26 protein-coding genes are annotated in these 26674 nt (G+C 36.6%); 5 read left to right on the plus strand and 21 right to left on the minus strand.

What is annotated here, in order from left to right:
* On the minus strand, nt 1-786 hold the full coding sequence (locus DAY19_RS01750) for a WYL domain-containing protein (RefSeq protein WP_114705463.1): 786 nt from the start codon (nt 784-786) through the stop codon (nt 1-3).
* A 90-nt stretch (nt 787-876) separates the two neighbouring features.
* Here DAY19_RS01750 and DAY19_RS01755 point away from each other — a divergent pair, with 90 nt between their 5' ends.
* Entirely contained in the window at nt 877-1377 is a 501-nt protein-coding gene (locus DAY19_RS01755) for a hypothetical protein (protein WP_120405299.1), read from the plus strand.
* Here DAY19_RS01755 and DAY19_RS01760 read toward each other — a convergent pair.
* From DAY19_RS01760 to DAY19_RS01820, 13 genes are all read right to left on the minus strand, one after another.
* Nucleotides 1327-2238 (minus strand): pseudouridine synthase family protein, encoded by a 912-nt coding sequence (locus DAY19_RS01760; RefSeq protein ID WP_114705465.1) that lies wholly within the window; start codon nt 2236-2238, stop codon nt 1327-1329. The genes DAY19_RS01755 and DAY19_RS01760 overlap by 51 nt on opposite strands.
* On the minus strand, nt 2213-3055 hold the full coding sequence (locus DAY19_RS01765; RefSeq protein ID WP_114705466.1) for a flagellar motor protein MotB: 843 nt from the start codon (nt 3053-3055) through the stop codon (nt 2213-2215). The genes DAY19_RS01760 and DAY19_RS01765 overlap by 26 nt, the downstream gene beginning before the upstream one ends.
* 50 nt (nt 3056-3105) lie before the next feature.
* Complete coding sequence (locus DAY19_RS01770; RefSeq protein ID WP_114705467.1) at nt 3106-3879, minus strand: motility protein A; 774 nt, start codon at nt 3877-3879, stop codon at nt 3106-3108.
* A gap of 230 nt (nt 3880-4109) precedes the next feature.
* Nucleotides 4110-4340, minus strand: a complete 231-nt coding sequence (locus DAY19_RS01775) for a hypothetical protein (RefSeq protein ID WP_114705468.1) — start codon at nt 4338-4340, stop codon at nt 4110-4112.
* A gap of 134 nt (nt 4341-4474) precedes the next feature.
* A complete protein-coding gene (locus DAY19_RS01780; protein ID WP_158536737.1) occupies nt 4475-5611 on the minus strand; it encodes a chorismate-binding protein in 1137 nt (378 codons plus the stop codon).
* Nucleotides 5604-6950, minus strand: a complete 1347-nt coding sequence (gene dnaB / locus DAY19_RS01785; RefSeq protein WP_158536738.1) for a replicative DNA helicase — start codon at nt 6948-6950, stop codon at nt 5604-5606. The genes DAY19_RS01780 and dnaB overlap by 8 nt, the downstream gene beginning before the upstream one ends.
* 108 nt (nt 6951-7058) lie before the next feature.
* Nucleotides 7059-7673 carry a 50S ribosomal protein L9 gene (rplI, locus tag DAY19_RS01790; protein ID WP_158536739.1) on the minus strand — a complete coding sequence of 205 codons (615 nt, stop codon included), beginning with the start codon at nt 7671-7673 and terminating at the stop codon, nt 7059-7061.
* 1 nt (nt 7674) lies between these two features.
* Nucleotides 7675-8685 carry a DUF2232 domain-containing protein gene (locus DAY19_RS01795; RefSeq protein ID WP_114705472.1) on the minus strand — a complete coding sequence of 337 codons (1011 nt, stop codon included), beginning with the start codon at nt 8683-8685 and terminating at the stop codon, nt 7675-7677.
* A 53-nt stretch (nt 8686-8738) separates the two neighbouring features.
* Complete coding sequence (rpsR, locus tag DAY19_RS15185) at nt 8739-9350, minus strand: 30S ribosomal protein S18 (protein WP_158536740.1); 612 nt, start codon at nt 9348-9350, stop codon at nt 8739-8741.
* Nucleotides 9351-9671: 321 nt separating this feature from the next.
* Nucleotides 9672-10286 carry an LON peptidase substrate-binding domain-containing protein gene (locus tag DAY19_RS01805; protein WP_114705473.1) on the minus strand — a complete coding sequence of 205 codons (615 nt, stop codon included), beginning with the start codon at nt 10284-10286 and terminating at the stop codon, nt 9672-9674.
* 47 nt (nt 10287-10333) lie between these two features.
* Nucleotides 10334-11905 (minus strand): Rne/Rng family ribonuclease, encoded by a 1572-nt coding sequence (locus DAY19_RS01810; RefSeq protein WP_114705474.1) that lies wholly within the window; start codon nt 11903-11905, stop codon nt 10334-10336.
* A gap of 181 nt (nt 11906-12086) precedes the next feature.
* A complete protein-coding gene (locus DAY19_RS01815; RefSeq protein ID WP_114705475.1) occupies nt 12087-13301 on the minus strand; it encodes a NupC/NupG family nucleoside CNT transporter in 1215 nt (404 codons plus the stop codon).
* Nucleotides 13302-13339: 38 nt separating this feature from the next.
* Nucleotides 13340-13732 carry a hypothetical protein gene (locus DAY19_RS01820; protein ID WP_133296860.1) on the minus strand — a complete coding sequence of 131 codons (393 nt, stop codon included), beginning with the start codon at nt 13730-13732 and terminating at the stop codon, nt 13340-13342.
* 167 nt (nt 13733-13899) lie between these two features.
* On the opposite strand from DAY19_RS01820, the gene DAY19_RS01825 reads away from it, so the two are divergent.
* The 3 genes from DAY19_RS01825 (at nt 13900) to DAY19_RS01835 (ending at nt 17467) form a co-directional block, all read left to right on the plus strand.
* Complete coding sequence (locus DAY19_RS01825; RefSeq protein ID WP_114705477.1) at nt 13900-15219, plus strand: thymidine phosphorylase; 1320 nt, start codon at nt 13900-13902, stop codon at nt 15217-15219.
* On the plus strand, nt 15219-16040 hold the full coding sequence (locus DAY19_RS01830) for a purine-nucleoside phosphorylase (RefSeq protein WP_114705478.1): 822 nt from the start codon (nt 15219-15221) through the stop codon (nt 16038-16040). The genes DAY19_RS01825 and DAY19_RS01830 overlap by 1 nt, the downstream gene beginning before the upstream one ends.
* A gap of 89 nt (nt 16041-16129) precedes the next feature.
* Nucleotides 16130-17467: a 3'-5' exonuclease gene (locus DAY19_RS01835; protein WP_114705479.1), complete on the plus strand. Its 1338-nt coding sequence runs from the start codon at nt 16130-16132 to the stop codon at nt 17465-17467.
* Here the strand turns inward: DAY19_RS01835 and DAY19_RS01840 are convergent.
* From DAY19_RS01840 to DAY19_RS01865, 6 genes are all read right to left on the minus strand, one after another.
* The gene (locus DAY19_RS01840) at nt 17464-18912 is read right to left on the minus strand and encodes a histidine kinase dimerization/phospho-acceptor domain-containing protein (protein ID WP_114705480.1); all 1449 of its coding nucleotides are present in this window, start codon (nt 18910-18912) and stop codon (nt 17464-17466) included. The two genes, DAY19_RS01835 and DAY19_RS01840, sit on opposite strands and share 4 nt — an antisense overlap.
* On the minus strand, nt 18909-20210 hold the full coding sequence (gene xseA / locus DAY19_RS01845) for an exodeoxyribonuclease VII large subunit (RefSeq protein WP_114705481.1): 1302 nt from the start codon (nt 20208-20210) through the stop codon (nt 18909-18911). Before xseA ends, DAY19_RS01840 begins: the two co-directional genes overlap by 4 nt.
* A 66-nt stretch (nt 20211-20276) precedes the next feature.
* Nucleotides 20277-21629: a S41 family peptidase gene (locus DAY19_RS01850; protein ID WP_114705482.1), complete on the minus strand. Its 1353-nt coding sequence runs from the start codon at nt 21627-21629 to the stop codon at nt 20277-20279.
* A gap of 15 nt (nt 21630-21644) precedes the next feature.
* Nucleotides 21645-22709: a murein hydrolase activator EnvC family protein gene (locus DAY19_RS01855; protein ID WP_114705483.1), complete on the minus strand. Its 1065-nt coding sequence runs from the start codon at nt 22707-22709 to the stop codon at nt 21645-21647.
* Nucleotides 22694-23491: a hypothetical protein gene (locus DAY19_RS01860; protein ID WP_114705484.1), complete on the minus strand. Its 798-nt coding sequence runs from the start codon at nt 23489-23491 to the stop codon at nt 22694-22696. Before DAY19_RS01860 ends, DAY19_RS01855 begins: the two co-directional genes overlap by 16 nt.
* Complete coding sequence (locus tag DAY19_RS01865; protein ID WP_120405308.1) at nt 23479-24183, minus strand: cell division ATP-binding protein FtsE; 705 nt, start codon at nt 24181-24183, stop codon at nt 23479-23481. Before DAY19_RS01865 ends, DAY19_RS01860 begins: the two co-directional genes overlap by 13 nt.
* A 223-nt stretch (nt 24184-24406) precedes the next feature.
* Between DAY19_RS01865 and DAY19_RS01870 the strand changes: the two genes are divergently transcribed.
* A complete protein-coding gene (locus DAY19_RS01870) occupies nt 24407-25234 on the plus strand; it encodes a hypothetical protein (protein WP_114705486.1) in 828 nt (275 codons plus the stop codon).
* On the opposite strand, the gene DAY19_RS01875 is transcribed toward DAY19_RS01870, so the two are convergent.
* Nucleotides 25235-26665: an HD domain-containing protein gene (locus tag DAY19_RS01875; protein ID WP_158536742.1), complete on the minus strand. Its 1431-nt coding sequence runs from the start codon at nt 26663-26665 to the stop codon at nt 25235-25237.
* Nucleotides 26666-26674 lie beyond the last annotated feature (9 nt).

Here is a 26674-nt window from a genome sequence, read left to right on the forward strand (position 1 = left end):
TTATGCGACGTTTTTTCTTTTCTGGCAAAACTCCTCAAATTCATCGCGAAGATCACTTGGTTCAAGGATCTCAATATTATCACGCATAGAATAAAGCCAATCAAAAAGGTAGAGAGACTTCTCAACTGACGCTGCCCAAATTAACTCTCCATATTGATTGGTCGTGGAATAAGGATGACCAAGAAAAATCAAATTACTTATCGGTGGAATTTCAAATCCATATTCAACCTTAAGAACGAGACGTTGGTCACTACCATCAATATGCCTTAAGGCATTAATATACTCCTCTATCTCAAAGCGAGAATAGAGAGAGCGATAATCGAATTCCTGGAATTCAATATCCTCCACCTCATTCATATCAATTGTGATCAATTGCTTAGTCTGAACATCCTCACTAATTACCTTATAAAGATTTTGGGAAAGAACAACTCGCCATGGACGAACTTTCTTCTTCGATTGATCCAGGAATTTGAATTCACAAACCCTCCCATCTTTTGATGCAGCTTGAATATCTTTAATCAATTCACGGTGACCATTATTTTGTAGAAGAATATCTCCATAATCACGACGCCAAGAAAGTGGCATAAGAAGAAATTCTTCATTCTTTGGACGAAGGTCAATTGCCAGTCCGTAGAAGTGAGATTTCTCATAGAAGAGATAAAACTCATCACGATTTATTTCGTTTTTTCTCAAGAAAGACACAAGGTCCACTGGCTTTCTGATTTCTTCTAAATGGAATAGGATATTCCAAAAATTTTGATCTTCAATAGACGAAAATGACGTCATTACAGCTCCTTAAATAACCTACTATATTTATCGGATATGGCCATGATTTCCTTTAGTGATTTTTATAGAAATTAATGAGATAATAAGGCCATGGTACTGAAATCATTACTAAAAAACCCAGTGCTAGGCTTTGGAATCTTAATTTTTATTTTATTTTTATTTCAGCTTAGAGACAACAACATGTTTGAGCAAAGGGCCCAAAGCATGAAGGCGACGTCTTGTCGCTCAGTAAAGGTGCGCCTAGACAAGTACCTTCACCCTTCTTGGACTCTAAGATGTAATGATAATAATTTAGAAGTAACGATTCCAGCAGACGTAAAAGTTATTCCAGAAAATATCGAAGATAAAGAGATTCTACGTAAGGAAATGTACAAGGCGTTGGCAAATTCTTATATCTCTATTGCAAAGTACGCTCTACCAGAAAGCCTTGAGAGAACAATGATGGTTGTCGTCAAATTAGTTCACCCAAAGATGGTCCTCTCTTCGATTTCTGAAGGAAAATATGTTGTAAAACTTGCTACACTTAAGAATAAGAATAACTTAGCTCGCCACATCCACCAGACTATTCAAGTCCAAGAGATCACAGAATAAATCAGCTGTTTTTGCTTTAAAACAAGACAAGTGGCCATTTACCTCTAAGCAATATTGATAGGCATGAAGATATAGACGCTTATCTCCACTTTGATAATTATCGTTATAAATAGGGTCCCCTACAATTGGAAAGCCTGCATTTGAAAGTTGAACACGTATTTGATGACGATGACCTTCATATAAACTGACTTCCACAAGACTAAGATCCTTGCTTTCATGATAATAAAGAGGACGAAGCTTTAGACATGCTTCACTACCAGCTTCACTAATAATCATCTTCTCACCTTTTACTCCTGAGGAGATGAGTCGATCTTCTAATTTTAATTCTTCTTCAACTTTACCATTAACAATTGCAAGGTAGGTCTTCTCCTTTGCAATCTGTCCAAAAGAGTCCCTAAGGTTTTGGTGAATAAGCTCATCTTTTATGTAAATTAGCACACCACTTGTTAATTGATCTAAGCGATAAAGTAGGCCCTTTTCATAATCTCCTCCCTTTTTACCAAGGCTTGAAAGGTTGAATCTCTTTCTCATAAAGTTTAAAACTGTATTGGTTTCGCTATAATCCATTGGATGCCCATGGATTCCATGAGGCTTATTAACAACAATGAAAATATCATTTTCTTCAATCACTTCAATTTCTGGCCCATGATAAATTGGGTTTACAAGAGAGCGATTTAGAAGATCATGTGGAAGGTAGAGCTCACCTTTTTCCTTCAGTGAGGATTGAAGAGCATTCTTAGAAATATATGAGGTCTTAATGGCCTTATTAGATAAAAGGAGCTCCTCTTTGAGAAACTCCTTTAAAGTATTTTTTGCATTTAGATTACAGAAATTCTTATTGTGCATCGACTTTATGGCCATTGTCTTCAAGGTCACGTTTTCTAATTAAGAAGACAACCTTGCGATTTTCACGATCAACTTCCATTTGAGAACTACCTGGAAGATCAGTTAAACGTGTATCACCATAGAATACTGTTGAGATTCTCTCTGGTGCGACACCGCGCCTAATGAGTGATTTTGTTACGGCCGTTGCTCTTGCTGAAGACAGCTCTAAAGCATCACTTTTTCCATCTCGTGAGACTTCACCGCGAGCGGCATGCCCAATAACAAAGACCTTCCAATTCCTCTTTTTAAGAAGATTTATCATTCTCTGATAACTTGAAACCGCTATTTTATTTGAATCAATTTCAACTGAGCCTCGCTTAAAATAAATCTTATCTTTAAGTCGAACGGCAATGCCCTCAGCTTGCTCATACACAGTGACGTTTTCATTGAGGTTAAACTCTTTAAGGTCATAGCGCATATTTTTTAGGCTCTCATCTGAGCCACGATTAATTTCATGCTTATCAAGGATCCCTTCCATCGTTAGAAACTCAATTGGAAAAGGACGGATAGGAGTTTGAGATTCCATCATTGTTGGAAAATTATCTGGAGACTTACCTTTTTGGATAACTTCACCTTGTTGAAGAACGTTACCTCCAAAGGCATTACGAATCGAACCTAGAGCGGCTTCATACTTTGCTGTTTCTGTCTTTGCAAACGATAGTAGAAGTACGAAGAATGTCAGTAGAAGCGTAACCAGATCGGAGAACGTGGCCATCCACCCCGGTAAACCCTCTTCACACGGTGGACATTTTACATTTCCTTCATCTACTGCTGCAGCACTTTCATCTGCCATGGTCTTACTCCTTGATCACCTAATTCGTATTTAATCCTCAAATACTTATTTTATTCTTCACCACCGCCGTCATCGTCAGATGATCTCTCACTTGGAGGTAGGAATGAATTTAATTTTTCAATAATCATACGTGGGTTCTCACCCGCTACAATCCCTAGCGTTCCCGCAATAACAATACTCATGGACATAAGCTCCATCTGAGAACGATATTCAATCTTATTCTTAACCGGGTTTGCAAAAACGTTGGCAATGATGGCACCATAGAACGTTGTCAAAAGGGCAACGGCCATGGCCGGACCAATGGCCGACGGATCTGAAAGGTTCTGAAGCATTTGTACCAGACCGATTAGGGTCCCGATCATTCCCATGGCCGGACCGTCAGCAGCAACCCCACCAAAAACATCTGAACCTGTTTTGTGACGAGACTCCATTGAGTCGATATCCATTTGTAGAATTGATGCAATAACTTCAGGTGGTCTATTATCTGCTGCTAGTGTCATGGCCTTCTTCATAAAAGGATCATCAATTTCCGCTTTCTCAAGAGCGAAAACCGACTCACGACGAGCTAGTTCTGCTAGTTCTTTAATCTTATTAATCTTTTCTTTAGGATCAACTGCAGTAAAGAAGAAAGACTTCATGGCAATTGAGACAAGGCCTTTAATAACTTCCATTGGCCAGCGATAGAGTGTAACCCCAACAAGTCCGAGGAAAACAACTAAGATCGATGGCACGTCGATGAAGATCGAAATCGCTCCCCCCGACATGATGGATCCCAAGATCCCACCAACCGCTAAAACTAAACCAATAACTGATGCTATATCCATACAACATTCCTGTGAAAATATTCCTTTATCAATCTAAGTATCGGAAATAAGAACGCTGACCTTAACAAAAAATTAGTAAGTTCTTTAAATTGCTATGTTTGGAAAAAAATACCGCTGAACGCTTTATTGAATTTTGGGGGTTAAATAAACAAAATGCCCTTTAAGCAATACTTAAAGGGCAAAAGGAGATTATTGAGAAACAAGTCCTATGTTTCCAAAATTTTAACTGACTAGTTTAATCGAGTAGTATCGACGCCATTTTCTTCAAAAGTCGCGTCTAAAAACTTTAGCATCTTTGCTCTCAATTCATCCATTGAAACGGTGTCATCAACCATCAACTCTTTCTTAATGAAATCTGTTGGTACGCCTGATGCTTCAACTAAATCTTTTAATTGCACCATAACTTCCTTGTTGTGAGTATTATCGATATTTGTTGTGTTGTCTTTGTTTGCCATTTCCATTGACTCCCTCTCCAGTGACAAGTTTTTTAACCTATTCCTTGGCAAAGCAATCCTTTGCTTCACTTTGTCACAAAAAAATCATATCTAGCGTCAAAGATGAATGTCAAAACTATCAATTTGATTGTAAGATTTTATTAGAAATTTACATCTTTAAAGAAAACCTTAAGAAAACTATTAGTTTTTGCGAGTAACTCATCGAATTCACTGACTTCTTCACTAAGTAGTGTAATACCACCCCCACTTCCGTAACGGGCCGCACCAGTGGACTTAATTACATCTAAAGAGCGTATATTAATCGATGCCTTAGCTATCTTATCAACGGCCAAAACGGTAGAACCCGTATATAGCCCACGCTTTTGCGCTTCGATTTCCTTGATTAACTTTAAGACTCTTTTCTTTGGAGCACCGGTGATGCTACCACCAGGAAAGATGGCCTTGAGTACTTTTGGTATATTTAAATGATCTTCTTTCACGCTTATTCTTGAGTATTGATGAATTAAGCCTGGTACTTCAAAGAATTCACGCAATGATTCGACAACTGAGAAATTCTCACCAATGCCAGAAAGGTCGTGGCGTAAAAGATCCGTAATAATATTGAGCTCACTTTCATTCTTTACATCACCAATTAAAGAATCACGTCCCAACTCTTTTTTAATTGTTCCCTTAATAGGCCTTGTTACGATTTTCTTTTCAATAAAATCATACTCAAAAAGGCACTCTGGTGAATTACTTAGAATAAGTCGATCTTGTAGCGGCAGGTTTATTAAATGTGCAAACTCTCCCAGACTTGAAAAGATTGATTCATATCGAAATGACTTTTCTAATAAAGAAATATCATTAACTTCTAATGGAATTATGTGAGTAAGGTTTAACTGATAGCAATTGCCATCTAAGAGGTTTTCATAAGTTGCCTTAAACTTATTACGATATTCATCACGAAAGCTTTCACAAGTAATCCTTGCACCACTGAGAGCATCATCTTCAATAGTGGTGAGCTCACTAGTTGATTCAAAGTTTATGAATGTAGCAAGATTAACCTCTTCTTGTGTTAATAAATCATCCCACTGAAAGAGATGTCCTAATTCATATTCTAGGATTTGAACTTGCCACTTTTTATTAAACAATTCATCAAATGCTTGGGTATCAAACTTTTGAACTTCATTTGTTAATACATTCGTAATGGATTTATTTGTAACTTGAAAATATTGGACAGGCTTCTCAAGTTTTAAGAAGCCTGATTCTGTTTTAAAGAGAGCGTAGCTCTTATCCACCTGGTTGGTCTTCAGCACCATATGCAATGTTCTCAAAACTAGTATGAGCACCAACGAAAGTTAGCTTCGCTGTTCCGACTTCACCACCACGGTTTTTACCAACAATTACTTCTGCAATCCCTTGATCTTTAGTATCAGGATTGTAGTACTCATCACGGTAAACGAACATAACGATATCGGCATCCTGCTCAATTGAACCAGATTCACGAAGATCGGATGTCATAGGTCGCTTATTTGGTCTTGCCTCAACACCACGGTTAAGCTGTGATAATGCGATTACAGGACACTCAAGTTCTTTGGCCATATTCTTTAGGCCCCTTGAGATTTCTGAAATCTGCTGCTCACGAGGTAGGGCCTTATTATGTGAACTCATTAGCTGAAGGTAGTCGATAACAACCAGACCTAGACCTTCAGATGCCTTAATCTTACGACAGGCAGACTGAATATCAAGTAGGTTTGTACCAGCATTATCGTTGATATAAATTGGAAGTTCAGCAAGTTGCTTAATCCCTTGCCCAATTCTTCTTAGATCTGTTTCTAAGAAATCTTTTGTACGAATTCTCTTAGAATCAACTTTAGCTCTTTGAGTTAGAAGTCTCATTGAAAGTTCTTTTGCCATCATCTCCAGTGAGAATAGAGCAACAGGAAGCTTTGAGATTTCACATGTATTTTGAGCAACGTTAAGAGCGAGGGCCGTCTTCCCCATGGCAGGACGGGCAGCAAGGATAATTAGCTGACCAGCTTGCATACCAAGTAAAAGCTTATCAAGTGCAGGATAACCAGTAGGTACACCTTGAATCTCACCCGCTTTACGTGAAGTATCCTCGATCTCTTTAATATTTTCTTTTAGACATTCATTAAGCTTAACCATACTTCCTTGCTTGGCCTCATTTGTAAGACCAAAGAAAGTTGCTTCAACTTCTTGAATGAAATCCTGCGCATTTCCAGAAAAGGTTGCACCCTTATCTGCAACTTTACGGGCCTGACGAACAAGCTCTCTTAGAGATGCCTTATCGCGAACCGTCTTTGCATAGTGACGTAGGTTTACACTTGAAACCTGATCTTCTGTAATATCGAGGATAAATCCTTGTCCCCCAATCTCCTCAAGACGATTATGCCCTGAAAGATGTGAACAAATTGTTACGTAATCAACTGGACTATTTGAATAGACCATATCTTTAATAGCATCAAATACAATTCCATACTTTGGATCGTAGAAATCTTTTCCTTCAAGTTTTAAGTCTGAGATTTCATCAAAAGACTGACTGTCTAAAATTAGACAAGAAAGTAGCGACTTTTCAGATAAAGTATCATTAGGAAGTGTAATTCCCTTTTTCATGTTTGTATTGTTGCCGTTGGATAAGTCAACCATATCTGCCCCGTAATATGATTAAGTAATAGAAAGAAAAAGGGAGGCTTTAAGCCCCCCTCTTAATATTTAGAAAAATTAGCTTCTAAGAATTTTGTTAGCTTCCATTTTAAGCTTTTCATCTTCAGTCATTTCAGCTTTTTCTTCACCGTCAGTACCGTTTTCAGCTTGTTCTTTTGCAAGAGCTTCTTTAGCAGCTTTAGCAGCAGCTAGTTCTTCAGCTTTTTTCTTGTTCTCTTCTTCTTGCTTTGGATCCATTTTTACAGTTACTGTAAAAGCAGCTTCAATTCCAGAGAAGATAGTAGCTTTAACATCAAATTTACCAACTGAACGGATTGGCTTCTCTAGAAGAAGGTGTCTTCTTTCTACAGTGTGACCAAGCTTTTCAAGTTCTTGTGCAAGATCGTTAGTTGTAACAGAACCAAATAGTTTACCGTTAGTTCCAACTCTTTTTACAAGATCAATATTTAGACCGTCGATAGCTGAAGCAACTTTCTTTGCTTCACCCTTGTTTTCTTCTACTTTTTTAGCAAGTAGTTTTTCATAGTGCTTAACCTGTGCTGTGTTTGACTCATCAGCAAGAACTGCAGCACCATTTGGGATTAGGAAGTTTCTTGCATAACCAGCAGATACGTTAACGATCTCACCAACGTTACCAAGAGACTTTACAGTTTCTTTAAGAATAACTTTCATTTTATAGCTCCTTATTTTTTTTAAAAAATCTTCTAAAGTTGGCCCATCCATCGATGAGTCCAACAATCGCAATAAAGCGATGGGCAAAGAAAATAGTCATGATAGCAAGAATTGAGCGAACAAAACCTGTTACCTTGATGTATTTTAGGAAATCGAGGTAAACCCCCATTCCTTGAAAGAAGTAAAATACGCCTAAGCACATTAAAATGTTAAGGCCAACAACCTCAACAACTTCTCCTCCTAAGTATTCCCCGCCTAGAAATAATGCTAAACCAGCAATCAAAATATATGAAAAGAACTCTGGTACTTGGAATTTCACAAAGTCTTTTAAGCTATACTCATGCCCATGTAGCATTTTCCACATTTTTGCATTTCTTAGTAACATGAAACTTGTTAACCAAAGGATAAAGAATGTACCAACAAAAACCACTGAAAAGAACCATTGATAAATCATCTTGATGATTTTCTCTGGATGCTCCATAAGGTCTTGGTAAGCTATTGCCATCTCCCCACCACGAGCAATGAAGTCTTCATAGTCAGGAGCACTCTTTAATTGATCAATATTTTCTGTAACAGTTGTTGTAATCGCTTGAGAAAATGTCGATGGAAAAATTAATTCAACCATCCCAATTAAACTAAAGATTACAATTAATAGTAAAAATCCTCTTCTTAATAACCCTGTAACAGGATTTTCATTGCGAAGAATTGTTGAAGCACTTAGGAATCCAATAATCACAGCATAGAAAACAACATAAGCTGAATTCGCCAGAATTATGAGTCCTTCTCCAAATTGCGCCGCAATTAATGAGAGAATAATTACTGAACCAAAAGTTACAAAAGTCTTTAAGTTCCCGTATAGCAAGAATGCGAATGCAGCAGGAAGTGGAGCGAAGATTGCAAGCGGACCTGCTGTGCTCAATATCAAACAAACCACGCACAAGAAGATAAGCTTCCCAATAGTGAAGTTCTCTTTTGAGATTGGTGTGAATGTATTTGGCTTTTCTTCTTTCATTTAATACTTAATTTCCACTATTTCCTTAATTACATTAAATCTTCAATCACATCTTAGTGAGCGAAGTCACCTCTAACGTGAGATACTAGACCAATGTTTCTTGCTCTTTTAATAGCACTTTGGGCCCATCTGTGGTGCTTAGTAGAAACACCAGTTACTCTTGCTGGTTGAATCTTACCAAACTCGTTAACAAGCCAGTTATAAGTCTTTGGATCTTTCCAATCTGCAGTGATGCTATTTGCCTTGAACCAGCAGTGCTTTCTCTTAGCAAATCTTCTCTTATCTTTTTCTGCACCTTTATCTAGTTCATCAGTTTGTGAACCTGGGTGAGCTTTTGAGAATGGAGTCTTGTAGTTTTTAACAGCTGTTTCAGCATCTGCTTCGTCAAGTTTAACGATTAGGTACTTGTGTACGTGCTCGTTAATTCTGAAACGTCTTTGAAGTTCAGTGTTAAGGTCTTTGTTTCCTGAAACGATGAAATAGATGTAGTTACCTTGTTTCGCACCGTTCTTGGCAGTTTGAGCAAAAGTTCTCATTCCCCAATCATCAGTAAGGTGAACATCACCATCATAAGATTTTGCAACTTCAGCAACTAAATTTTTAAGTTTAGTTTGTTGCTCTTCAGTAGCGCTTGCGTGAGCTACTAATGCTAACTCATAAATCATACTTTATCTCCTGGACAATAGTTGTTATTGGCTTCCCTACCACAGGGAAGCGAGTAAAATTAACGGTCAAATGTGGTGCTAATCTACCAGTAACCTGGCCTTGTGTAAAGGAAGTTCAGGTACGCGGCACCTTTATACAATTCTAATAACTTACATCATATATACACTCAAATGATTAAGTAGTTTCAATACTTTAAGAAGTTGAGAGAGGAATAACATCCGTAGCCCGAGCGAAATGCATGAAAAAAAATGGTAAATAATTACAATTACGTGAACAAATAAGTTCTAAGCTACTGAAATTGCATAAAGGTGTCGCGTACCTCAGTTCATCCATTCAAGAAGAACATCGATTTTGGCATTGATGTCATCGATTTCGAGGATGCCCTGCTTCAAATCAGGGGAAGTTATAACAAATTCAGTGATGGCCCCAACAAGAACAATCGGATCTTCCGCCGCGTGCATAAGAGCATCATACTCGGCCTGATTTTTAAAAAACGACTTGGCCCATTCACGAAATACGAGCTGCAGTTTTTGCAATGAAATCATATGCTCTGGCATCACTGTTAAAAACTCAGGAATATTTTCCACTTCGATTGTATTATATGGAGCATCTTCGTTGTAGACACTAATGATTTCACCTTTTGCAAATGGCTCAAGAACAACGAGCATACTGCCATCTTTCGACTTTTGAAGAATCTGCACACGGCCAAGGCCAGTAATTCTTCGCACACTTCCATACTTTTCATGCTCTATAGGAATACTTCCGTGATCAGCTGAAGCATGCTGGCCGAGATTAGCATATGTCAGAGCAACCGGAACCCCTTCCATTTCAGCATCATGAATCATGCGAATATAGCGGGGTTCAAATATATTGAGGGGTTTTCTCAGAATTGCCTGATACGAAACTTTATGTAATGGGAATAGAAATGCTCTCATATAAAGTTCCCTATCGTACAGCCAGGATGCGAAGCAACCCGGCTATTTTAGAAAATCTCGTATTGTTCAACGTGATACGAGTTCTCTGAGCGAATCTGTAGCGTTACGCTAAACACTTCTTCAATCGTCTCTATGATATCCAGCTCTTCACTACAAAGAGAAGCTGTAACCTCAGGATGAGCGTAGATTGAAATCTTCTTCTGCTGTGGATTGTTACGAATTTTCTTTTTAAGTTCGCGAACAATCTCGTAACAAACAGTATGTACTGTCTTAACAATTCCATTTCCTTCACAATACGGGCATGGCTCACACATAATACGAGTCAGGGTATCGCGAGTTCTCTTTCTCGTCATTTCAACGAGTCCAAGTTCAGAAATAGGTAAGACCTTTGTCTTTGATCGATCTTTCTTTAATGCCTCAACAAGGGTGTTATAAACGGTTTCACGATTTTCAATTTTTTCCATATCGATAAAATCGATAATGATAATCCCACCGCAATTTCTAAGCCTTAGCTGATAAGCAATTTCTTTTACGGCCTCAAGATTTGTTCTTAGAATCGTCTCCTCTAAGTTCTTGCGCCCAACAAATTTACCAGTGTTAACATCAATTGAAACAAGTGCTTCAGTTTGATCAATATTAAGTGATCCACCCGAGCGAAGGTAAACTTTATTACTTAGTCCCCTTTCTATCTCAATTCCTACTCCAAACTTTTCAAAGATTGGATTAGTCTCATCAAAGAATTTTGCCTTACCTTTAATCTGTGGCAGATACTTAGTAGCAAATTTCTCAACTTCCTTAACACCATCTTTGTCATCGATAATAATATTATCAACATCTTCATCAGTTATATCTCGTAAAACTCTCTGAATAAAAGTTAAGTCTTCATAACAAAGAGCTGGAGCTTTTTCTTTTTCTGACTTCTTTTGAACTTCTTTCCAAATCTTAGTCAACATATCGTAGTCAGTTTTAAGAGTTTTATATGAACTCCCCTCTGCTACTGTTCGCGCAATGACACCTTTTCCCTCTGGACGGATTGTCTCAAGCATCTCTTTTAAACGATCACGCTCTTCTTCATTTTCAATACGACGAGAAACACCAGTGTGCTCAATAAATGGCATGTAAACCACATAGCGTCCTGGAATTGTGACATGACGAGTAACTCGTGGCCCCTTTGTCGAAATTGGCTCCTTTGCAACCTGAACAATGATCTCATCCCCTTCTTTTAAGAATGATTCAATCGTTGCCGTCTCTGGACGCATACGCATATCAACTTCTTCCGAAAGTGTTGCTAGCTCATCAGGGATCACAAGGCTTCGCTCTTTCTTTTCCTTACGAATCTCTTCCGCTTTCTTGGCCATCTCTCTTTGTTCATCAAGAGTTGGTAAGTATGCGTCATCAACGTAGAGGAATGCTGCTTTTTCGTAACCAATATCAACGAATGCAGACTGCATTCCAGGAAGAACTCTTAAAACTTTTCCTCGGTAGATATTCCCTAGCCTTGGATGAGGATTAGAGTCTGCTTTGACTCTCTCCATTAGAAAATCGAGAATCTCTCCATTTTCCATCAAAACAGCACGCCATTCGTTAACTGTTTTGTTAATAATCAAATCTTTAGACATATATATTCCTTTTAAACTTTATATCGTTCTTTCGATAACGCGCGAGGTAAACCGGCGAGCACAGCTCAAGCCAAGACTTTAACCTACTAATAATTGTACGTGTGAGCAAGGTTTTACGCTAGAAGATATAATATTCCGCGTTAACCTACTCAACTAATCAGTTTTTTGTAAAATTAGAATTTTAGATAAAGATACCTGCCACACAAGCAGTCATGAAACATGCTAGTGTTCCAGCAATTAGAGACTTAACCCCTAGTTTTGCTAGGTCTTGCTTACGATTTTCAGCAATACCACCAATTCCACCGATTTGAATTCCGATTGAAGAGAAATTAGCAAAACCGCAAAGAGCATAAGTTGCAATAGTAATTGAGCGCTCTGATAAGTTACCCATATTGTCCTTTAGATCAAGATAGGCCACAAACTCATTTAGTACGAGTTTTTTACCAAGAAGCATTCCAACAATTTCTGCATCCTTCCACTCAACTCCTAATAACCAAGCAAATGGAGCAAATAATTTCCCCATAATGAGCTCAAGAGTAATTCCTTCTGCTCCAAATAAACCGGTTACATAACCAATGGCACCATTAAGCATTGCTACAAGAGCGATAATGGCAATCAACATTGCACCAACATTAATAGCAAGCTTTACACCTTCACTTGCTCCGTTGGCAGCAGCATCGATTAAATTAACACTATTATCTTTTAATTCTAATTTTAAATCACCTTGTGTGAGAGACTCTTCAGTCTCTGGAATCATAAGCTTGGCACAAACAAGTGCTGCTGGAGCTGACATAACAGATGCAGACAGTAAGTGAGCGGCATCAATTCCAAATCCAACATATGAAGCTAAAACCCCTCCTGCAACCGTGGCCATCCCACCAGTCATAAGGGCCATTAATTCAGATTGAGTCATTTTCGAAACAAGTGGCTTAACCACAAGCGGTGCTTCAGTTTGGCCAGCAAAGATATTTGCAGCTGCTGCTAGAGACTCTGCACCAGAAGTTCCCATAACCACTGACATTACTTTTGCAAAAGCTTTGATAATGATTTGCATTATTCCTAAATGGTAGAAAACACTCATTAATGATGACATGAAAATAATGGTTGGAAGAACCATAACAAAGAAAATGAAACCTAGTTTTGGTACATTTGTTAATGGCCCAAAAATAAAGTTTGAGCCTTCATTAGTATAATTTAAAATGGCCGTAAAAAATCCACGCGCACCTTCAAAGAAGTTTTGCCCAACAGATGTTTTTAAAATGATTAGTCCAAAGAAAACCTGGAGAAGCACACCTGAAATAACAAGTCGCCAATTAACTTTTTTGCGATTAGTCGATAAGGCAAAAGCGATTGCTAGCATAACCACTAGCCCAAGTGCTGAGATAAGTCTTTCCATTGTGTCCCCGATGTCAATTCAGGGCCATTATAGATTGATTAAAAATTAAATGTCCATCCCACTTTCGGATTTACACTATTAAATTTCTTGATATCTTTAGCTGTATTAATAGCATGCCAATTCAAACGACTCCTTGTGTCAAAATTCTTAATACTTGTTTGCTGAATTGTTGCTTGAGATTTCTGAGCTTGATTATAAGCAACAACACCAACTCCAATGACAATCCCAACTGAAGCACCAACAAGAATATTCTTCAAATGGTCACTAGGCTCTTCAACAAATGAAAGTGTTGATAGACCTAGAATTGCTCCACCGAGACCGAGACCAGCAACTGTTGTTAGATCTCTAATCCCCTCTTCTTTGAAATCAGTTTGAGCAATTGAAGAAAATGAAAAACAAAGCGTTAAACATATTATAATTAATTTTTTCATGAACATGTAAATCCTAAAACGTTGGCGCAAAGCGCATTAAGTTTCATCATTGCCACCTCTAAAGGCCGCCACTATAATGACTCTTTTACTATTCTATACGCAGAAGTAATTTGATGCAATAAATGCGCGCCAAATTATGGAAATTGAAAATAAATTAAAGGAATACTATGTCACAAAACTTCAACGCATATCAGATCATTTCGAAAAAAAGAGATGGGAAGAGATTAACAGACGAAGAAATAAAATGGTTCATTAATGGAATCACTAATGGCGACGTCGCTGACTATCAAATGTCTGCACTTCTTATGGCAATCTACCTAAACGGGATGAATGTAAAAGAAACAGCGGCACTAACAGATGCCATGCTCTACTCTGGAAAAACACTCAAGTTTAAAGGTGTGAACGTGATCGACAAACACTCAACAGGTGGTGTTGGTGATAAGGCCTCTTTTATTCTTGGGCCAATCGCTGCAGCATGTGGTGTAAAAGTTCCAATGATGGCCGGGCGAGGACTAGGTCACACTGGTGGGACAGTTGATAAAGTAGAATCAATTAAAGGATTTAAAACATCACTGACTCTAGAGCAATTTAAGAAGCAACTTAATAAAGAAAAGATTGTTCTGATTGGACAAACAAAAGATATCGCTCCAGCTGATAAGATTATCTACGGACTAAGAGATGTAACGGGAACAGTTGAATCAATTCCTTTAATTACAGCTTCTATTATGAGTAAGAAACTTGCTGAAGGTGCCAACGGTATTGTTATGGATATCAAAACTGGTGATGGTGCATTCATGAGCGATCTTAAAGATGCAAAAGCTCTAGCAAAGAGTTTAAGAGATACAGCAAAGCGTTTTGATAAGCGTATGGTTACAATGATTAGTGATATGAACCAACCACTTGGTCAATATATTGGTAACTCACTTGAGATTATTGAATCAATTGAAACTCTAAAAGGAAATGGGCCAAAAGATTTAACGGACCTAAGTGTTAAGCTTGCTGGTGCCATGGTTTATATTGCAGGAAAAGCAGAATCAATTAAAGAAGGTGAAAAGAAAGCACGTGCAGTTATTGATAACGGAAAAGCACTTAAAGTTTTCAAGAATCTTATAAAAGTTCAAGGTGGAGATGAAAAAGTTTGTGATGACTACTCTCGCCTACCTGTTGCAAAACATAAGACAGTTTTTAAAGCACCTAAGAAAGGTTATATCTCAGCTATCGCATGTAAGCAGATGGGACTTCACTGTGTAAGTCTTGGTGGTGGACGTGCTAAAGCAAATGATAAAGTCGATTTTGGTGTTGGTTTTGTATTAAATAAGAAAGTTGGTGAGCAAGTTGCTAAGGGTGATGAGCTTGTTGTGATTTATCATAATAAGAATCAGAAAAAACAAGTAGATGGTATTTTAGCTGATCTTAAAAAAGATATTAAAATCACTACTGCTAAGCCAAAGCCAACTAAGTTAATTTTTGAGACGAAGGAAATCTAATGAGTGATTTACTTAAAAGACTTGAAGAATCAAAAGACTATATTGCGAGCAAATTTGATAAGACACCAGAGATTGGAGTTGTTCTAGGTTCTGGTCTTGGAGGATTTGCGGATCTTTTAGAAAATAAAGTCGAGCTTCCTTACGAGGAAATTCCAGGTTTTAAAAAGACAAAAGTAAAAGGACACAAAGGACAATTAGTACTTGGTGAACTTTCAGGAAAAGTTGTTGCAGTTATGCAAGGACGAATTCACCGCTATGAAGGACACTCTCTTGATGAAGTTGTTTTTCCAGTACGTGTTTTAAAAACACTCGGTGTAAAGAATCTTATTATTACAAATGCAGCAGGTGGAATTAATCTTGATTATGGATCAGGATCTCTTGTTCTTATCACTGATCATTTAAATATGACTGGCGAGAATTGTCTTGTCGGTGAAAATATAGAAGAGCTTGGAACTCGTTTTCCAGATATGACTTATGCATGGTCACCTGCTCTTCGAGAAGTGGCCTTAGCTTCAGCAAAGGCAATTTCATATGACCTGAAAGAAGGTGTTTATGTTGGTGTACTTGGACCAACTTATGAAACACCTGCCGAAATTCGCATGTATCGTGGACTTGGTGGAGATCTCGTTGGAATGTCCACAGTTCAAGAATGTATCGCTGCAAATCATATGGGATTAAATGTCCTAGGTATCTCTTGTGTGACAAATATGGCGGCAGGGATTGAAAATACTGTACTTAATCACGATGATATTAAGCATGAAGCAGCACGTGTGATGGAAAAGTTCCTAGAATTACTAAAAGAAACAATAGCCCAAATTTAATAATTTCTCTCTACCTCGGTAGAGAGAACTTTGTTATAATAAATACAATATCTAACCACGAGTGAATACTCGGCTTTCATGGATTGTAAATGGAATCAAATTCGAATCAATCATCTAGAGAAATGCTCGAGGACATGAGTTTTTGTGTCTTTGATCTTGAAACGACAGGTGGAAATCAGAAAAAAGACAAGATTATCGAAATCGGGCTCGTCCAAATTGATAACTTAAAAGTTGGTGCTACAAAAAGTTTTCTCATCAACCCTGAAAGAAAGATTCCAGACTTTATTCAAAAACTAACTTCAATTTCCCAAGAAGAAGTAGAAGATGCACCAAAGATTGATGAAGTCATCGAAGAGGTTTTAGAATTTATTGGAGATCGCGTTCTCATCGCACACAACTCTTCATTTGATATCCCATTTTTAAATTCTGTTTTAAAAAGACTTGGGAGAAAAGAGCTAGAGAATAAGGGCCTTTGTACAAACCTTATGACAAAATACCTTATTCCAACCCTCATGAACTCAAATCTAAATTATATGTCGAGAATCTTTGAAATCTCACATAACAAGGCCCACCGCGCTCTTGATGATTCAATTGCAACAGCGGAGCTATTTCTAAATTACTTAAATATATTTATTGCTAAGGGTATCAAAAAGATCAACCATCTCTACTACCCTAAAAACCGCTATGAATTGGACCTTTGTAATTTCAAAAAAGCATCGAGTAACTTAGAGGAAATTCGAGATAAAATGAAATCGATTTTTGCTCCTTTTGTTATTACAGTAAAAGGAAAGAATGGAATTATTCTCTTCTCTTATCCTTGTACAAATAAAGAAAATGAAATTACATATATTTGTGATCGTATTGCTGAACTTGAATGGCAGACAATCTCAATGAAGCTTTCAGGGCCAATCCTTGAATCTCTTATTCGATTCAATCATTCATATGCAAAAATGGATGAGACGGACAAAGAGAAATCAATTGATCTATTAAAAGAGAACCTCATTGGTAAAGAAAGCCTCGAGGAACTAAAAGGCCAATACAAAGAAGAGTTACAAAAAATAAAACAATGTGACTTTGTTCTCATGAATCACCTGGTACCAGAGCAGTATACAATCTACCCTCTAGGTGCACTTGGTATTCGCCAAGGACTAATCTTTCGCTATCCGGGACACGATAAGAAATTAATTCAATACATTAATTCAAAAACCAACCGCAAGAAGTCAGGGAAGCTAAAAGAAGTTAACTTTCCAAAAGCACTAGCTGATATTACAAATCTCTATATGGCAAAGTGTATGAGAGAAGAGCGTGAACTTATCATCTTTAAAGACTCTTTTGCTTTAAAGAATAAAGAATTCTTCTTTGTGGAGTTTGAGAAATTCACACAGGCAAACCCTAATAGGTATAACTACCCAAAGGCCTTTATTTAGAGAAGATTATAGATAATTATATCTTGGCCAATGATATCCACACGGGAATTTTCAAGTCCTAATAAGTGACCAATCAGTCGCCCTAGAATCTTACTCTTTTGACCTTCTAGATTTAAATTTTTCACATTTAATTTGATGTCACTTCCATTTAAAGTGAAAGAACACTTTATAGTACTATCCCCTTTTTCAATGAGAAGTTCATGATTTTTTAAAGTCATCATCTCACTTAAAATTAAATAAAGAATAATTGGTAGTGAAGCACCACATATTTTTGCATTTTCTAATTGTGCTGAAACATTAGTTTCGATTGAAATCCCTGATTCAATTTTTCGATTACTAAGAAGTGTTGTTGCTTGCTCTAGAATTGTTCCAAAACTTTGGTCGAAACCTTGTTTTTCTTTAAGACGTGAAAAACCTAAGAATGTACTCACTAGGTTTTGACAACGTTTCGCTGAAGCTTTCATCTCTTCTAAAGTTGCAGCATCTTCTTCGGCCCAGTCTTCGAGCTCTAACATATTAATTGCCGCTAGAATTCCGGCCAATGGATTATTTAATTCATGAGCAATAGAGCTAGTAATAATACCAAGCTCTGAATGTGATTTTGAATAATTAAACTCCTGTCTTACAAGACAGATGATTTGTAGATGATTAGATGTTGACGATAGGATCTTATACTTATTTTCATCAATATCAATCCAGCCACTATCAACAGACTTCAGAAGTTGTCCTGGAGTTATTCCTAATTTTGAAAAATGATCGTTGTGAAAGTTTACAATATCATCATTTAAAATTACCACCGGAAAGCTAAGCTGATTGATCAGCTCACTGATACCGATTGCTTCATTTGCCAAGTCTTTATCATTAGCACTGATAAGGGTGATGGCATTTGCGATTCCAATGGCAAACTCTTGAGTATTTTCACCTTTATTTTTTAAAAGATAATAATTCTCCTCATCTTCAAAACAATAGTCTTCAACGACTAAGTAATTTTGAGAAGTATTCTTTTTTATTTTTGTAATAGCGAATTCATTCTTAACATCATTGAGTTTAAAAATTGTACCGATAAAGTTACTATCACTTTCTTGATAGACCTTTTCAAGTATTACCCCACCTTCTCCAAGTTCATCTAAATTTGTTAAGTGCATGCTTTCATTTAACTTATAAAGTCGCTGTAGAGCGCGGTTAAAGTGCACTAAGTTCTTTAGGTGATCAATACTTTCAACTTCTATAAGACAAGATTGAAGCTTTATAATAAGAGGTGATCCTGATTCTATTTCAAACTCAATTGGATATTCTAGGTCTTCATGAACTGGAGTGAAGCCAGCATAAACGAGCTCTCTTAAAACTTCTTCCTCAAGTGAGATATTAGTATGATAGTAGAACTTATCAACACCACTTGAAGTCGCATTGGCTTTTTCAGCACCTAGCTCCAATGAATTAATCATGCCTTTGTCCCCTTATGAAGAGTAACCTTGCCGTCGGCATAATGAATATCAACATCCACATTTGATAATTTATTCATCTCTTTTGCACTTCCAATAACCTTATCTCCAATTTGAGTATAAGCATAACCACGAGTTAAAACGTTACGAGGATTCAATGCTGAAAGAATCTTTTCAAATTCTAGGTTGCGATTTTTAAATACTTGTACCTTTTCTTTAATAGCACGAGATAGCTTTTGAGCGATACGATCAAGCTCATAGCTATATTCATATAGTGAAAGAATTTGTTCCTTTCTTTTTATTAAATTAAGTTTTTCAAGATCGTGTTTATATTCTGAAATCTTTGATCTAAGTGCTTGTAAGAAACTTAGTGGTGACGTTTCGGCCAGAACTTCATATCGAGTTCGAAGTTGGCCATCCATTGCGTTTTTAAGATCTTTTCTAACTCTATTTAAATCAGTTTCAATTGATAAAAACTTCTGCGTTAAAACTTCTGCGGCCGCTGATGGGGTCTCTGTTCGTAGATCTGCTACATAATCAGAAATTGTAAAATCAACTTGATGTCCTACTGCACTAATAGTTGGTATTGGACAATTATAAATATCCCAGGCTAGAGCCTCATCGTTAAATGCCCAAAGATCTTCCATGGAGCCACCACCACGAGTTAGAACAATAACGTCTAACATATCCTTAGTGCGCCCCTCTTCTTTTGCCTTGAGATGGTATGCAATTAATTTCTCTAATGCTTTTCTGATTGAAGCTGGTGCGTTATCCCCTTGAACAAGTGCCGGTGATAATAAGACTTGGTGATAATCAGACCTTCTTGCTGCAACATTTAAAAAGTCTTGTAGTGCTGCTGCGCCACGAGCAGTAATAACACCTATTTTCTTAGGCATTGAAGGAATTGGTATTTTTGAACTCATATCAAAAAGACCTTCTGCCTGAAGCTTCTTTTTTAGTCTTTCAAATTGCTCCTGTAGATCTCCTTTTCCAGCTGGAACGATACGCTTAACAATTAACTGAAACGATCCTCTTTTTGGGTAGACCGATACTGAACCAGAAACGATAACCTTGTCTCCGGCCTTGATATTTTTAATTATCGGATTTCTCATGGCGTCCCCTCTAAAGAGGGCCATATTCATCAAAGCATTTGCATCACCTAGTGAAAAATACCAATGACCAGCACCAGAAGAACTCAAATTTGAGACCTCACCTGTGACACTAATATTTTGGTAATTAGACTCGAGATTATTTTTTATATGGGTAATTAATTGGGATACAGAAGGTACTTTATTGGTCATTCAATAATGATGTCTTGAAAGGTGCGAAGTGAGAAGACGGACAGCGTCATCCCACTTCGAATATTTCTACATCTTCTTGAATTTATTAACAGTATTTAAGAATTTAATTGCCTGAATAACCTGATAGTCCTCTGAGGCCGAATACTTTCTATCTTTGTCTTTATTCTTGATATGTTTATTAATTTCACGTGCTCTTTCAATTCTCTTTTTACGAGCAATTTTCTCACGCTTAAGTCGCGCTTTTTTCTCTTCTTCAGTCTCAACAGTAGCAGTTAGGTGGTTTCTTAAATCAACTTCACGAATTCCACCATCGTCATACATATTCTCTTCAACAAACTCACCTTCGACCTGAGAAACCATAACATCTGGTTTGATCCCAAGGGCCTGAATCTTTCTTCCCTTTGGTGTCATATATTGAGCAATAGTAAGCTTAATTCCTGCATCTTCCGTAATTTGAGAAACAGTTTGCACACTTCCTTTACCAAAAGAATTTGTTCCAACGACGATTGCACGTTTATGATCTTGAAGAGCACCTGCTACAATCTCAGAAGCTGAAGCACTTTTTCCATCAATAAGAACGGCCAGAGGACAATCCAATTCTTTATGTCCGCTCTTTTTCACATAACGTATCTCTTTATTCTTAGGGTCACGTCCTTCTGTTGAAACAACGACTCCATCATTTAAGAAAATCGAAGATAGATTTACTGCTTCATTTAAAAGTCCACCAGGGTTTGATCTAAGATCAAGAACAACACCTTTAAACTTCTTACCTAATTCCTTCTTATGCTTTTTTAATGCACGAACAACATGTCTTGCAGCATCTTTTTGGAATTGGCTTAATCGAATGACTACATAGTCTTTAACAGCATACGACTTAACAGGCTTCGTTTTAATTTTTTGTCTTTTAACATCAAAGTAACGGATATCTCTTTCACCAGCTCTAAGGATACCTAAATTAATAACAGTTCCAAGATCACCTTTCATGCGATCAACGGCTTCATCAAGAGTTATACCTATTGTCGACTCATTATTGATCTCAACAATCTTATCACCTGGCTTAAGACCAGCTTTTTCCGCAGGTGAGTCTTCAATTGGTGTCGTAATAACAAGTACACCATCTTTTTGTGTTACTTCAATTCCAAGACCACCGTATTCACCACTTGTATCTTCTTGCATCTTTTTAAATACTTCTTTATCTAAGAAAGCGGAATGCGGATCAAGTGTTTGAAACATACCCTTAAGTGCTCCATCAATGAGCTTATCGATATTAACTTTTCGATAATAATTTGTTTCAATAATATGGATAACTTTATTAAAGAGCTCTAGTTTTTCAAAACGTGAAGCTTGTGAATCCTTTTCCTTGGCAAAGGTAGGAGTAACTAAGGCACTTAGAGCAAGGGCCAAAACTATCTTCTTCATATATAAATCCTAATCTTATAATTTTATTTTATCGTTAATTAACTGTGCTGTATTTTGTGCAGTATTCTTCTTTCTAACTTCAAAGTAAACCTTACTAAGATTTCCTTTCTTGATAGAAAAACGAGTTTTAGCAAGCGTGGAACCAAGTTTAACCTTTTGTCCTTTTTTCACACTCGCAGCAAAGTCGCCAAGATAAATACTTCTAACATCTCCACCATGAGCAACCATAATGACATTACCAACATTTGCAAGAGAACCTACATACTCAATTGTTCCCTCTTTAGTAGCATAAACACCTTCGCCACTTTTTACTGTATAAGTAATCCCCTTTGATCCATTTTCAGCTGAGATATATTTCTTTAAAGGAATTGCAAAATTTGCTGCTAGAGTTGCGGCAGAAGACTTACTCGCATTCTTCGCTTTTGCAGCTTTTCTACGAGCTCTTTCTTTCTTTGCTCTTTGTTTAGCAAGATAAGACTTTTTTAACTCACCATATTCATTTTTAAGTTTTTCATGATTTTCTTTTTCAGTAAGAAAAACCTTAACTGTTGAATTCTTTTCATTTTCAAGATTTCTAAGAACTGAATAAAGCTCTCTTTCAACCTTGGCAGTCTCTGTTAAGCGTGTTCTTAGATCAAAAACTTTCTTTTTTAGTTTTGTACAATATTCTATCTTCGACTGAATCTCTTTCTTTTCTTTCTTTAAAGATTTTAAGAGTAGTTGATTTTTTAATAAATCTTCATGAGTTGAATTTTCAAGATAACTTAGGGCCACATGACGAATTGCTTTTTTAACTTTCGTCTTATCATCTTCTAACTCATATAATGATTGATTAAGATTTTTTTCTATTTCAAATATTTTATAATCAAGATCCTGTCTTGACTTCATTGCTTGCAAGTAATCTTCATTCTTTATTTGTAGCTTTTCTTCAATTGAACGAATCTTCTTTTTATAAGAATTAATCTTTTCTCGACTACTATTAACCTCTTTCTTTACAGCGTTATAATTTGTCGCTGCATTAGAGTTTAAAGCAATTGAAGATGCAATTAAAAATGAAAGGAGTACTAAGCTTTTTGCCATTCAAGTTTCCCAAGCGTATACAAAGCTGATGTTGAAATTAATAAAGCGCATATAGTTGCGACCAAGATTTCATTTGGAGCAAAGAAAGCAAATGAGATAACAATTCCAAAAAGAGTCCATATAAGAATATTTGTTAAATACATCTTTAGAGCTACGTTCTTTTTTCTTTGAAATTTCTCAATTAAATATGACACTTGCTTAAGGTCTTTTCTAATTGCAACAAATGCAACGATCCAAAAGATTGAAAGAACAACGATAGCAACCTGTAATGGTCTTCGCTTAACTTCCGTCATAACTTCCTTCCATGACTGGTGATTCGAGATTTTCTTTCTAATACCACCTAAAACGACGTTATCTTTACCTGTAAGTCTCACTAAATACTCACGTATGAGATTAGTTGAACTCTCCGATACTTTCTCATCAAGAATAATTTTTAATCCTTTCATTGAGATAACTTCTGTAATTTCATTCTTATCTAGATCAAGAACATCTTTTAACTGTTTAGTAACATTTAAGTTTTTAGAAGCACTAATACTTTCGATTGCCTTAACACCTGGAAGACCTTTAATTTTTCTTGTAATACTATTTGTATTTAGGTCGCCATCAACTAGAGCATTAAAGTAGTACTCATTTTGCATTGATGGAAGAGCACGAGAGATCTTCGCCTCAAAGTGATTATAATTTGATACGGCAACAACAAGAGTCATTGTTAAAATAGAAAATAGGATTTGACCAAAGAGATTGTTCTTTGAAAATCTTGCTAATTCCTTTAAATAAAACATGCATGCCCCGAATGAATAAGTCTAGAGTTGTCTAAGTGAATAATACGACCAGTGAATCTTTGCACTAGCTCGCGGTTATGAGAGGCCCAAATAATCGTTGTTCCTCTTTTAGAATTATAAATATTTAATAAATCAAATAAGCGCTTCGTATTATCAAAGTCTAAAGAGCTTGATGGCTCATCAGCAATGAATACATCTGGCTTAGAAAGAAGTGCACGAATGATGGCAACCTTTTGCCTAAGTCCCCCATTGGCATCTTTTGCTTTTAATTTTATACGATTTTTTATTCCAAGAATTTTTACTAACTCATTTAAATCACTTTCAAATTCTTTTTTTGAACGATAAACACTTGGATCAAATGAATACTGAAGGTTTTCTAGTAAGCTCATGTGCTCAACTAATCTTAAGTCCTGAAAAACCTGAGTTGTGAAAACGCGATCATCAATCTTAATATTTCCACTTGTTGGTGCAATATTACCAGCGAGTACGTTTAACAACGTTGTCTTACCAGCTCCTGAAGCTCCCGTCACAAAGACGATTTCACCTTTTCGAATCTGTAAATTAATTGAAGAGATGGCCTTGATGCCACCAAAATCAACCGTTACATTTTCTAGGTTAAAGCACATATTGGTGCTGAGGTTTTGATTACCAAAGAGTTGATGAGTTTGATTTGCGTAACTGCTTGAGATCATTGATATGAGTCCTTCATTATAATATTCAAATCTTCCTAACTTGAATGTGGGCAAAAATCCTCTTTGCCACAGTACAATTTTATAACAAAATCAAATATTAAGCAAAGGTGGATGAAAAAACCAACCCACCGCGTCAGTTATAGAAAAACTTAACATAACTCACCTTGAACATGGCCAATTTCGAACGTAGAATCATATAAATTTGATGCTCAAGGAGTCAGAAGTGCTTGAAAAAATTAACAATAGACAAGTGGATCCGAAACACCTTTCATCTTTTCTTAGATCACGAAATTGTATCGATGATTCAAGTGTCGATAATTGTCTATCATTTTATGACATCATCTATGTAATCCAAAATGACACCAATTCTGAAAGTAATCGCTTTAAAACCGAGTATATTGATCAACTAGAAATCAATTTAACTCTTGCTTATACTGATCGCCAATTGTGTGAAGAACAAATTCAAGAAGGTCAAAGGATTCGTCCCATTACAGTGGGAATGCTTTGTCGAGAAACAAAATCAAAATCTATCGAAGTCGTTGGGCTAAATATGGATAAAGATCTTGGTATGACAAATTTTGAAAACTTTATCTTTGTTCCACCATTTGATGAAATTACTGGCCAATATATTTTATCACCAAGAGATGAGGCCATATCATTATTATCAATTGATAATGAATCTCACCGCTTTATGGGTGTTGAAGCAACATTCTTTTCAATCACAAATAAAGGCCTTGTCACTTTTGGAAGTGAAGAAAGACAAGATTATCTCAATAACCTTATTGATAATTTAAGCTTTGTTATTCCAAGAATACCTCAGCCAAAAGGTAGTGCTAATATTATTTGCCTGCTATTAAATCTTGAAAACTCAATTGAAGAGAGAGCTTTTGTTCGCGATTATCCTACTTTTGATAATTATACAGAAGTCCTATTTGTAAATTCAGAGCTAGACTTGCTTACGGGAAATCTCAGTACTATTGATTACGATGGTGCAAGCCTTGAAGGTATTTATCTACCACTTATAAAGAGAGCGAAGGGACGTCTAAATTAATTAGATAATCCCTTCATCCTGAAGAATTTGATAAGCTCCATCTGAGCAGAAACAATTTGGCGTGTAGCTCATGGTATTTGATAGCTTAGAGATTATTGAGTTCTCCACATCTGCTAAGAGCTGTACCTGGCCATCATCAAAACAAATTTTCACAGGATCTCTTTCAAGTAAAAGATTCGTTTTATTTGTTTCCTTTGCTAACTCTCGAGGACTTTTAACAAAGATAATTTTCTTCTTAGGAAGATCAGGGATAACCCAATCAGCAGCTCCACCTTTCATCTTTACAATATTGACAATATCTTGGGCCTTATTTTCTGTTTTCTTATAGAGCTTGTCATTAAAGCCAGTATTATCTTGTTCCAATAGGCTTTGTGAGAATTCGCTAATATCAATATTCTTAGCTCCATGACGAAGAAGAAGGATTTTTGCCATATCTTTAATATGTGGATAACCATCAAACTTTCCATCAACTAATAATTTATGAATCGTATTCATAAAGTATGAATCATTGAAACCGTAGAATCTCATTGGATCGTTACTGATAATATCTAAGAGTTCACTGTAGCGATAAATATGGCCTTTCTCTAGCATATGATAACAAAGCGTATCAGCGATAGAGTCATATTTTGATCCACGAGGAGAGCGAATAACTTGTGAGTACCAAGCAAACCTTGCATTTAGAAAGTCCTCAACACAGTGAAGAGCATTTTCTTTGATTGCTAAGATATCATGTCCCGCAACTTTCTTCGTTGTGAAATGATGAAGAAGATACTCACGATCATAAGTTCCATATTTTAATCCCGTATAATGAGCATCTCTTAAAAGATAATCCATACGATCACAATCAATTTCAGAGTGTAGAATTTGATTGGCAAGAATTGAAGAGTGAGTTCCTTTTACAAGATCTGAAATTTCTTGTGGATCAATTCCATGATCTTTAAGAATACGTGTTAGACCACCTTCGTAATCAGTATTTTTAATAATAAATGAACCAAGATTTTCGTGGTCATCTTTAAGACCTTTTCCACCTTTCTTATTAGTAGTCTCCCCTATTTTGATATAGGCCATCTCAGTTGTATGAGAAAAGAGAAAAGTACCAATATCGTGGAGTAAGGCAGATATACGAATGGCCTGATGATATTTGGCCTCTTTGGTTACTTGAATTTTTTGAAATAACTCGTGATCTTCAACACCTCGTCCAACAGATCTTAGAATATGATGAGCATTATTTAAAACACCAATTGAATGGCCATAGCGAGAGTGCTCAGCACCATGAAATACATAGAATGAAAATCCTAATTGTTTGATCCATCTAAGACGTTGAAAGAATGGGCTGTGAATGATTTCCATCTCTAGAGGAGTTAAATCAATAAAACCATAGAGAGGGTCATAGACCTTTAAACCTTTTTTGGTTTGTTCAGCAACTTCCATGTTGATCCT

The sequence above is a fragment of the Halobacteriovorax vibrionivorans genome (assembly GCF_003346865.1).
Lineage (GTDB): Bacteria > Bdellovibrionota > Bacteriovoracia > Bacteriovoracales > Bacteriovoracaceae > Halobacteriovorax_A > Halobacteriovorax_A vibrionivorans.

What these genes read in the sequence shown, in the direction of transcription:
- DAY19_RS01750 (WP_114705463.1), bottom strand. Translation starts at nt 786, where the DNA reads ATGACGTCATTTTCGTCTATTGAAGATCAAAATTTTTGGAATATCCTA.
- DAY19_RS01755 (WP_120405299.1), top strand. Translation starts at nt 877, where the DNA reads ATGGTACTGAAATCATTACTAAAAAACCCAGTGCTAGGCTTTGGAATC.
- DAY19_RS01760 (WP_114705465.1), bottom strand. Translation starts at nt 2,238, where the DNA reads ATGGCCATAAAGTCGATGCACAATAAGAATTTCTGTAATCTAAATGCA.
- DAY19_RS01765 (WP_114705466.1), bottom strand. Translation starts at nt 3,055, where the DNA reads ATGGCAGATGAAAGTGCTGCAGCAGTAGATGAAGGAAATGTAAAATGT.
- DAY19_RS01770 (WP_114705467.1), bottom strand. Translation starts at nt 3,879, where the DNA reads ATGGATATAGCATCAGTTATTGGTTTAGTTTTAGCGGTTGGTGGGATC.
- DAY19_RS01775 (WP_114705468.1), bottom strand. Translation starts at nt 4,340, where the DNA reads ATGGAAATGGCAAACAAAGACAACACAACAAATATCGATAATACTCAC.
- dnaB (WP_158536738.1), bottom strand. Translation starts at nt 6,950, where the DNA reads ATGAAAAAGGGAATTACACTTCCTAATGATACTTTATCTGAAAAGTCG.
- rplI (WP_158536739.1), bottom strand. Translation starts at nt 7,673, where the DNA reads ATGAAAGTTATTCTTAAAGAAACTGTAAAGTCTCTTGGTAACGTTGGT.
- DAY19_RS01795 (WP_114705472.1), bottom strand. Translation starts at nt 8,685, where the DNA reads ATGAAAGAAGAAAAGCCAAATACATTCACACCAATCTCAAAAGAGAAC.
- rpsR (WP_158536740.1), bottom strand. Translation starts at nt 9,350, where the DNA reads ATGATTTATGAGTTAGCATTAGTAGCTCACGCAAGCGCTACTGAAGAG.
- DAY19_RS01805 (WP_114705473.1), bottom strand. Translation starts at nt 10,286, where the DNA reads ATGAGAGCATTTCTATTCCCATTACATAAAGTTTCGTATCAGGCAATT.
- DAY19_RS01810 (WP_114705474.1), bottom strand. Translation starts at nt 11,905, where the DNA reads ATGTCTAAAGATTTGATTATTAACAAAACAGTTAACGAATGGCGTGCT.
- DAY19_RS01815 (WP_114705475.1), bottom strand. Translation starts at nt 13,301, where the DNA reads ATGGAAAGACTTATCTCAGCACTTGGGCTAGTGGTTATGCTAGCAATC.
- DAY19_RS01820 (WP_133296860.1), bottom strand. Translation starts at nt 13,732, where the DNA reads ATGAAAAAATTAATTATAATATGTTTAACGCTTTGTTTTTCATTTTCT.
- DAY19_RS01825 (WP_114705477.1), top strand. Translation starts at nt 13,900, where the DNA reads ATGTCACAAAACTTCAACGCATATCAGATCATTTCGAAAAAAAGAGAT.
- DAY19_RS01830 (WP_114705478.1), top strand. Translation starts at nt 15,219, where the DNA reads ATGAGTGATTTACTTAAAAGACTTGAAGAATCAAAAGACTATATTGCG.
- DAY19_RS01835 (WP_114705479.1), top strand. Translation starts at nt 16,130, where the DNA reads ATGGAATCAAATTCGAATCAATCATCTAGAGAAATGCTCGAGGACATG.
- DAY19_RS01840 (WP_114705480.1), bottom strand. Translation starts at nt 18,912, where the DNA reads ATGATTAATTCATTGGAGCTAGGTGCTGAAAAAGCCAATGCGACTTCA.
- xseA (WP_114705481.1), bottom strand. Translation starts at nt 20,210, where the DNA reads ATGACCAATAAAGTACCTTCTGTATCCCAATTAATTACCCATATAAAA.
- DAY19_RS01850 (WP_114705482.1), bottom strand. Translation starts at nt 21,629, where the DNA reads ATGAAGAAGATAGTTTTGGCCCTTGCTCTAAGTGCCTTAGTTACTCCT.
- DAY19_RS01855 (WP_114705483.1), bottom strand. Translation starts at nt 22,709, where the DNA reads ATGGCAAAAAGCTTAGTACTCCTTTCATTTTTAATTGCATCTTCAATT.
- DAY19_RS01860 (WP_114705484.1), bottom strand. Translation starts at nt 23,491, where the DNA reads ATGTTTTATTTAAAGGAATTAGCAAGATTTTCAAAGAACAATCTCTTT.
- DAY19_RS01865 (WP_120405308.1), bottom strand. Translation starts at nt 24,183, where the DNA reads ATGATCTCAAGCAGTTACGCAAATCAAACTCATCAACTCTTTGGTAAT.
- DAY19_RS01875 (WP_158536742.1), bottom strand. Translation starts at nt 26,665, where the DNA reads ATGGAAGTTGCTGAACAAACCAAAAAAGGTTTAAAGGTCTATGACCCT.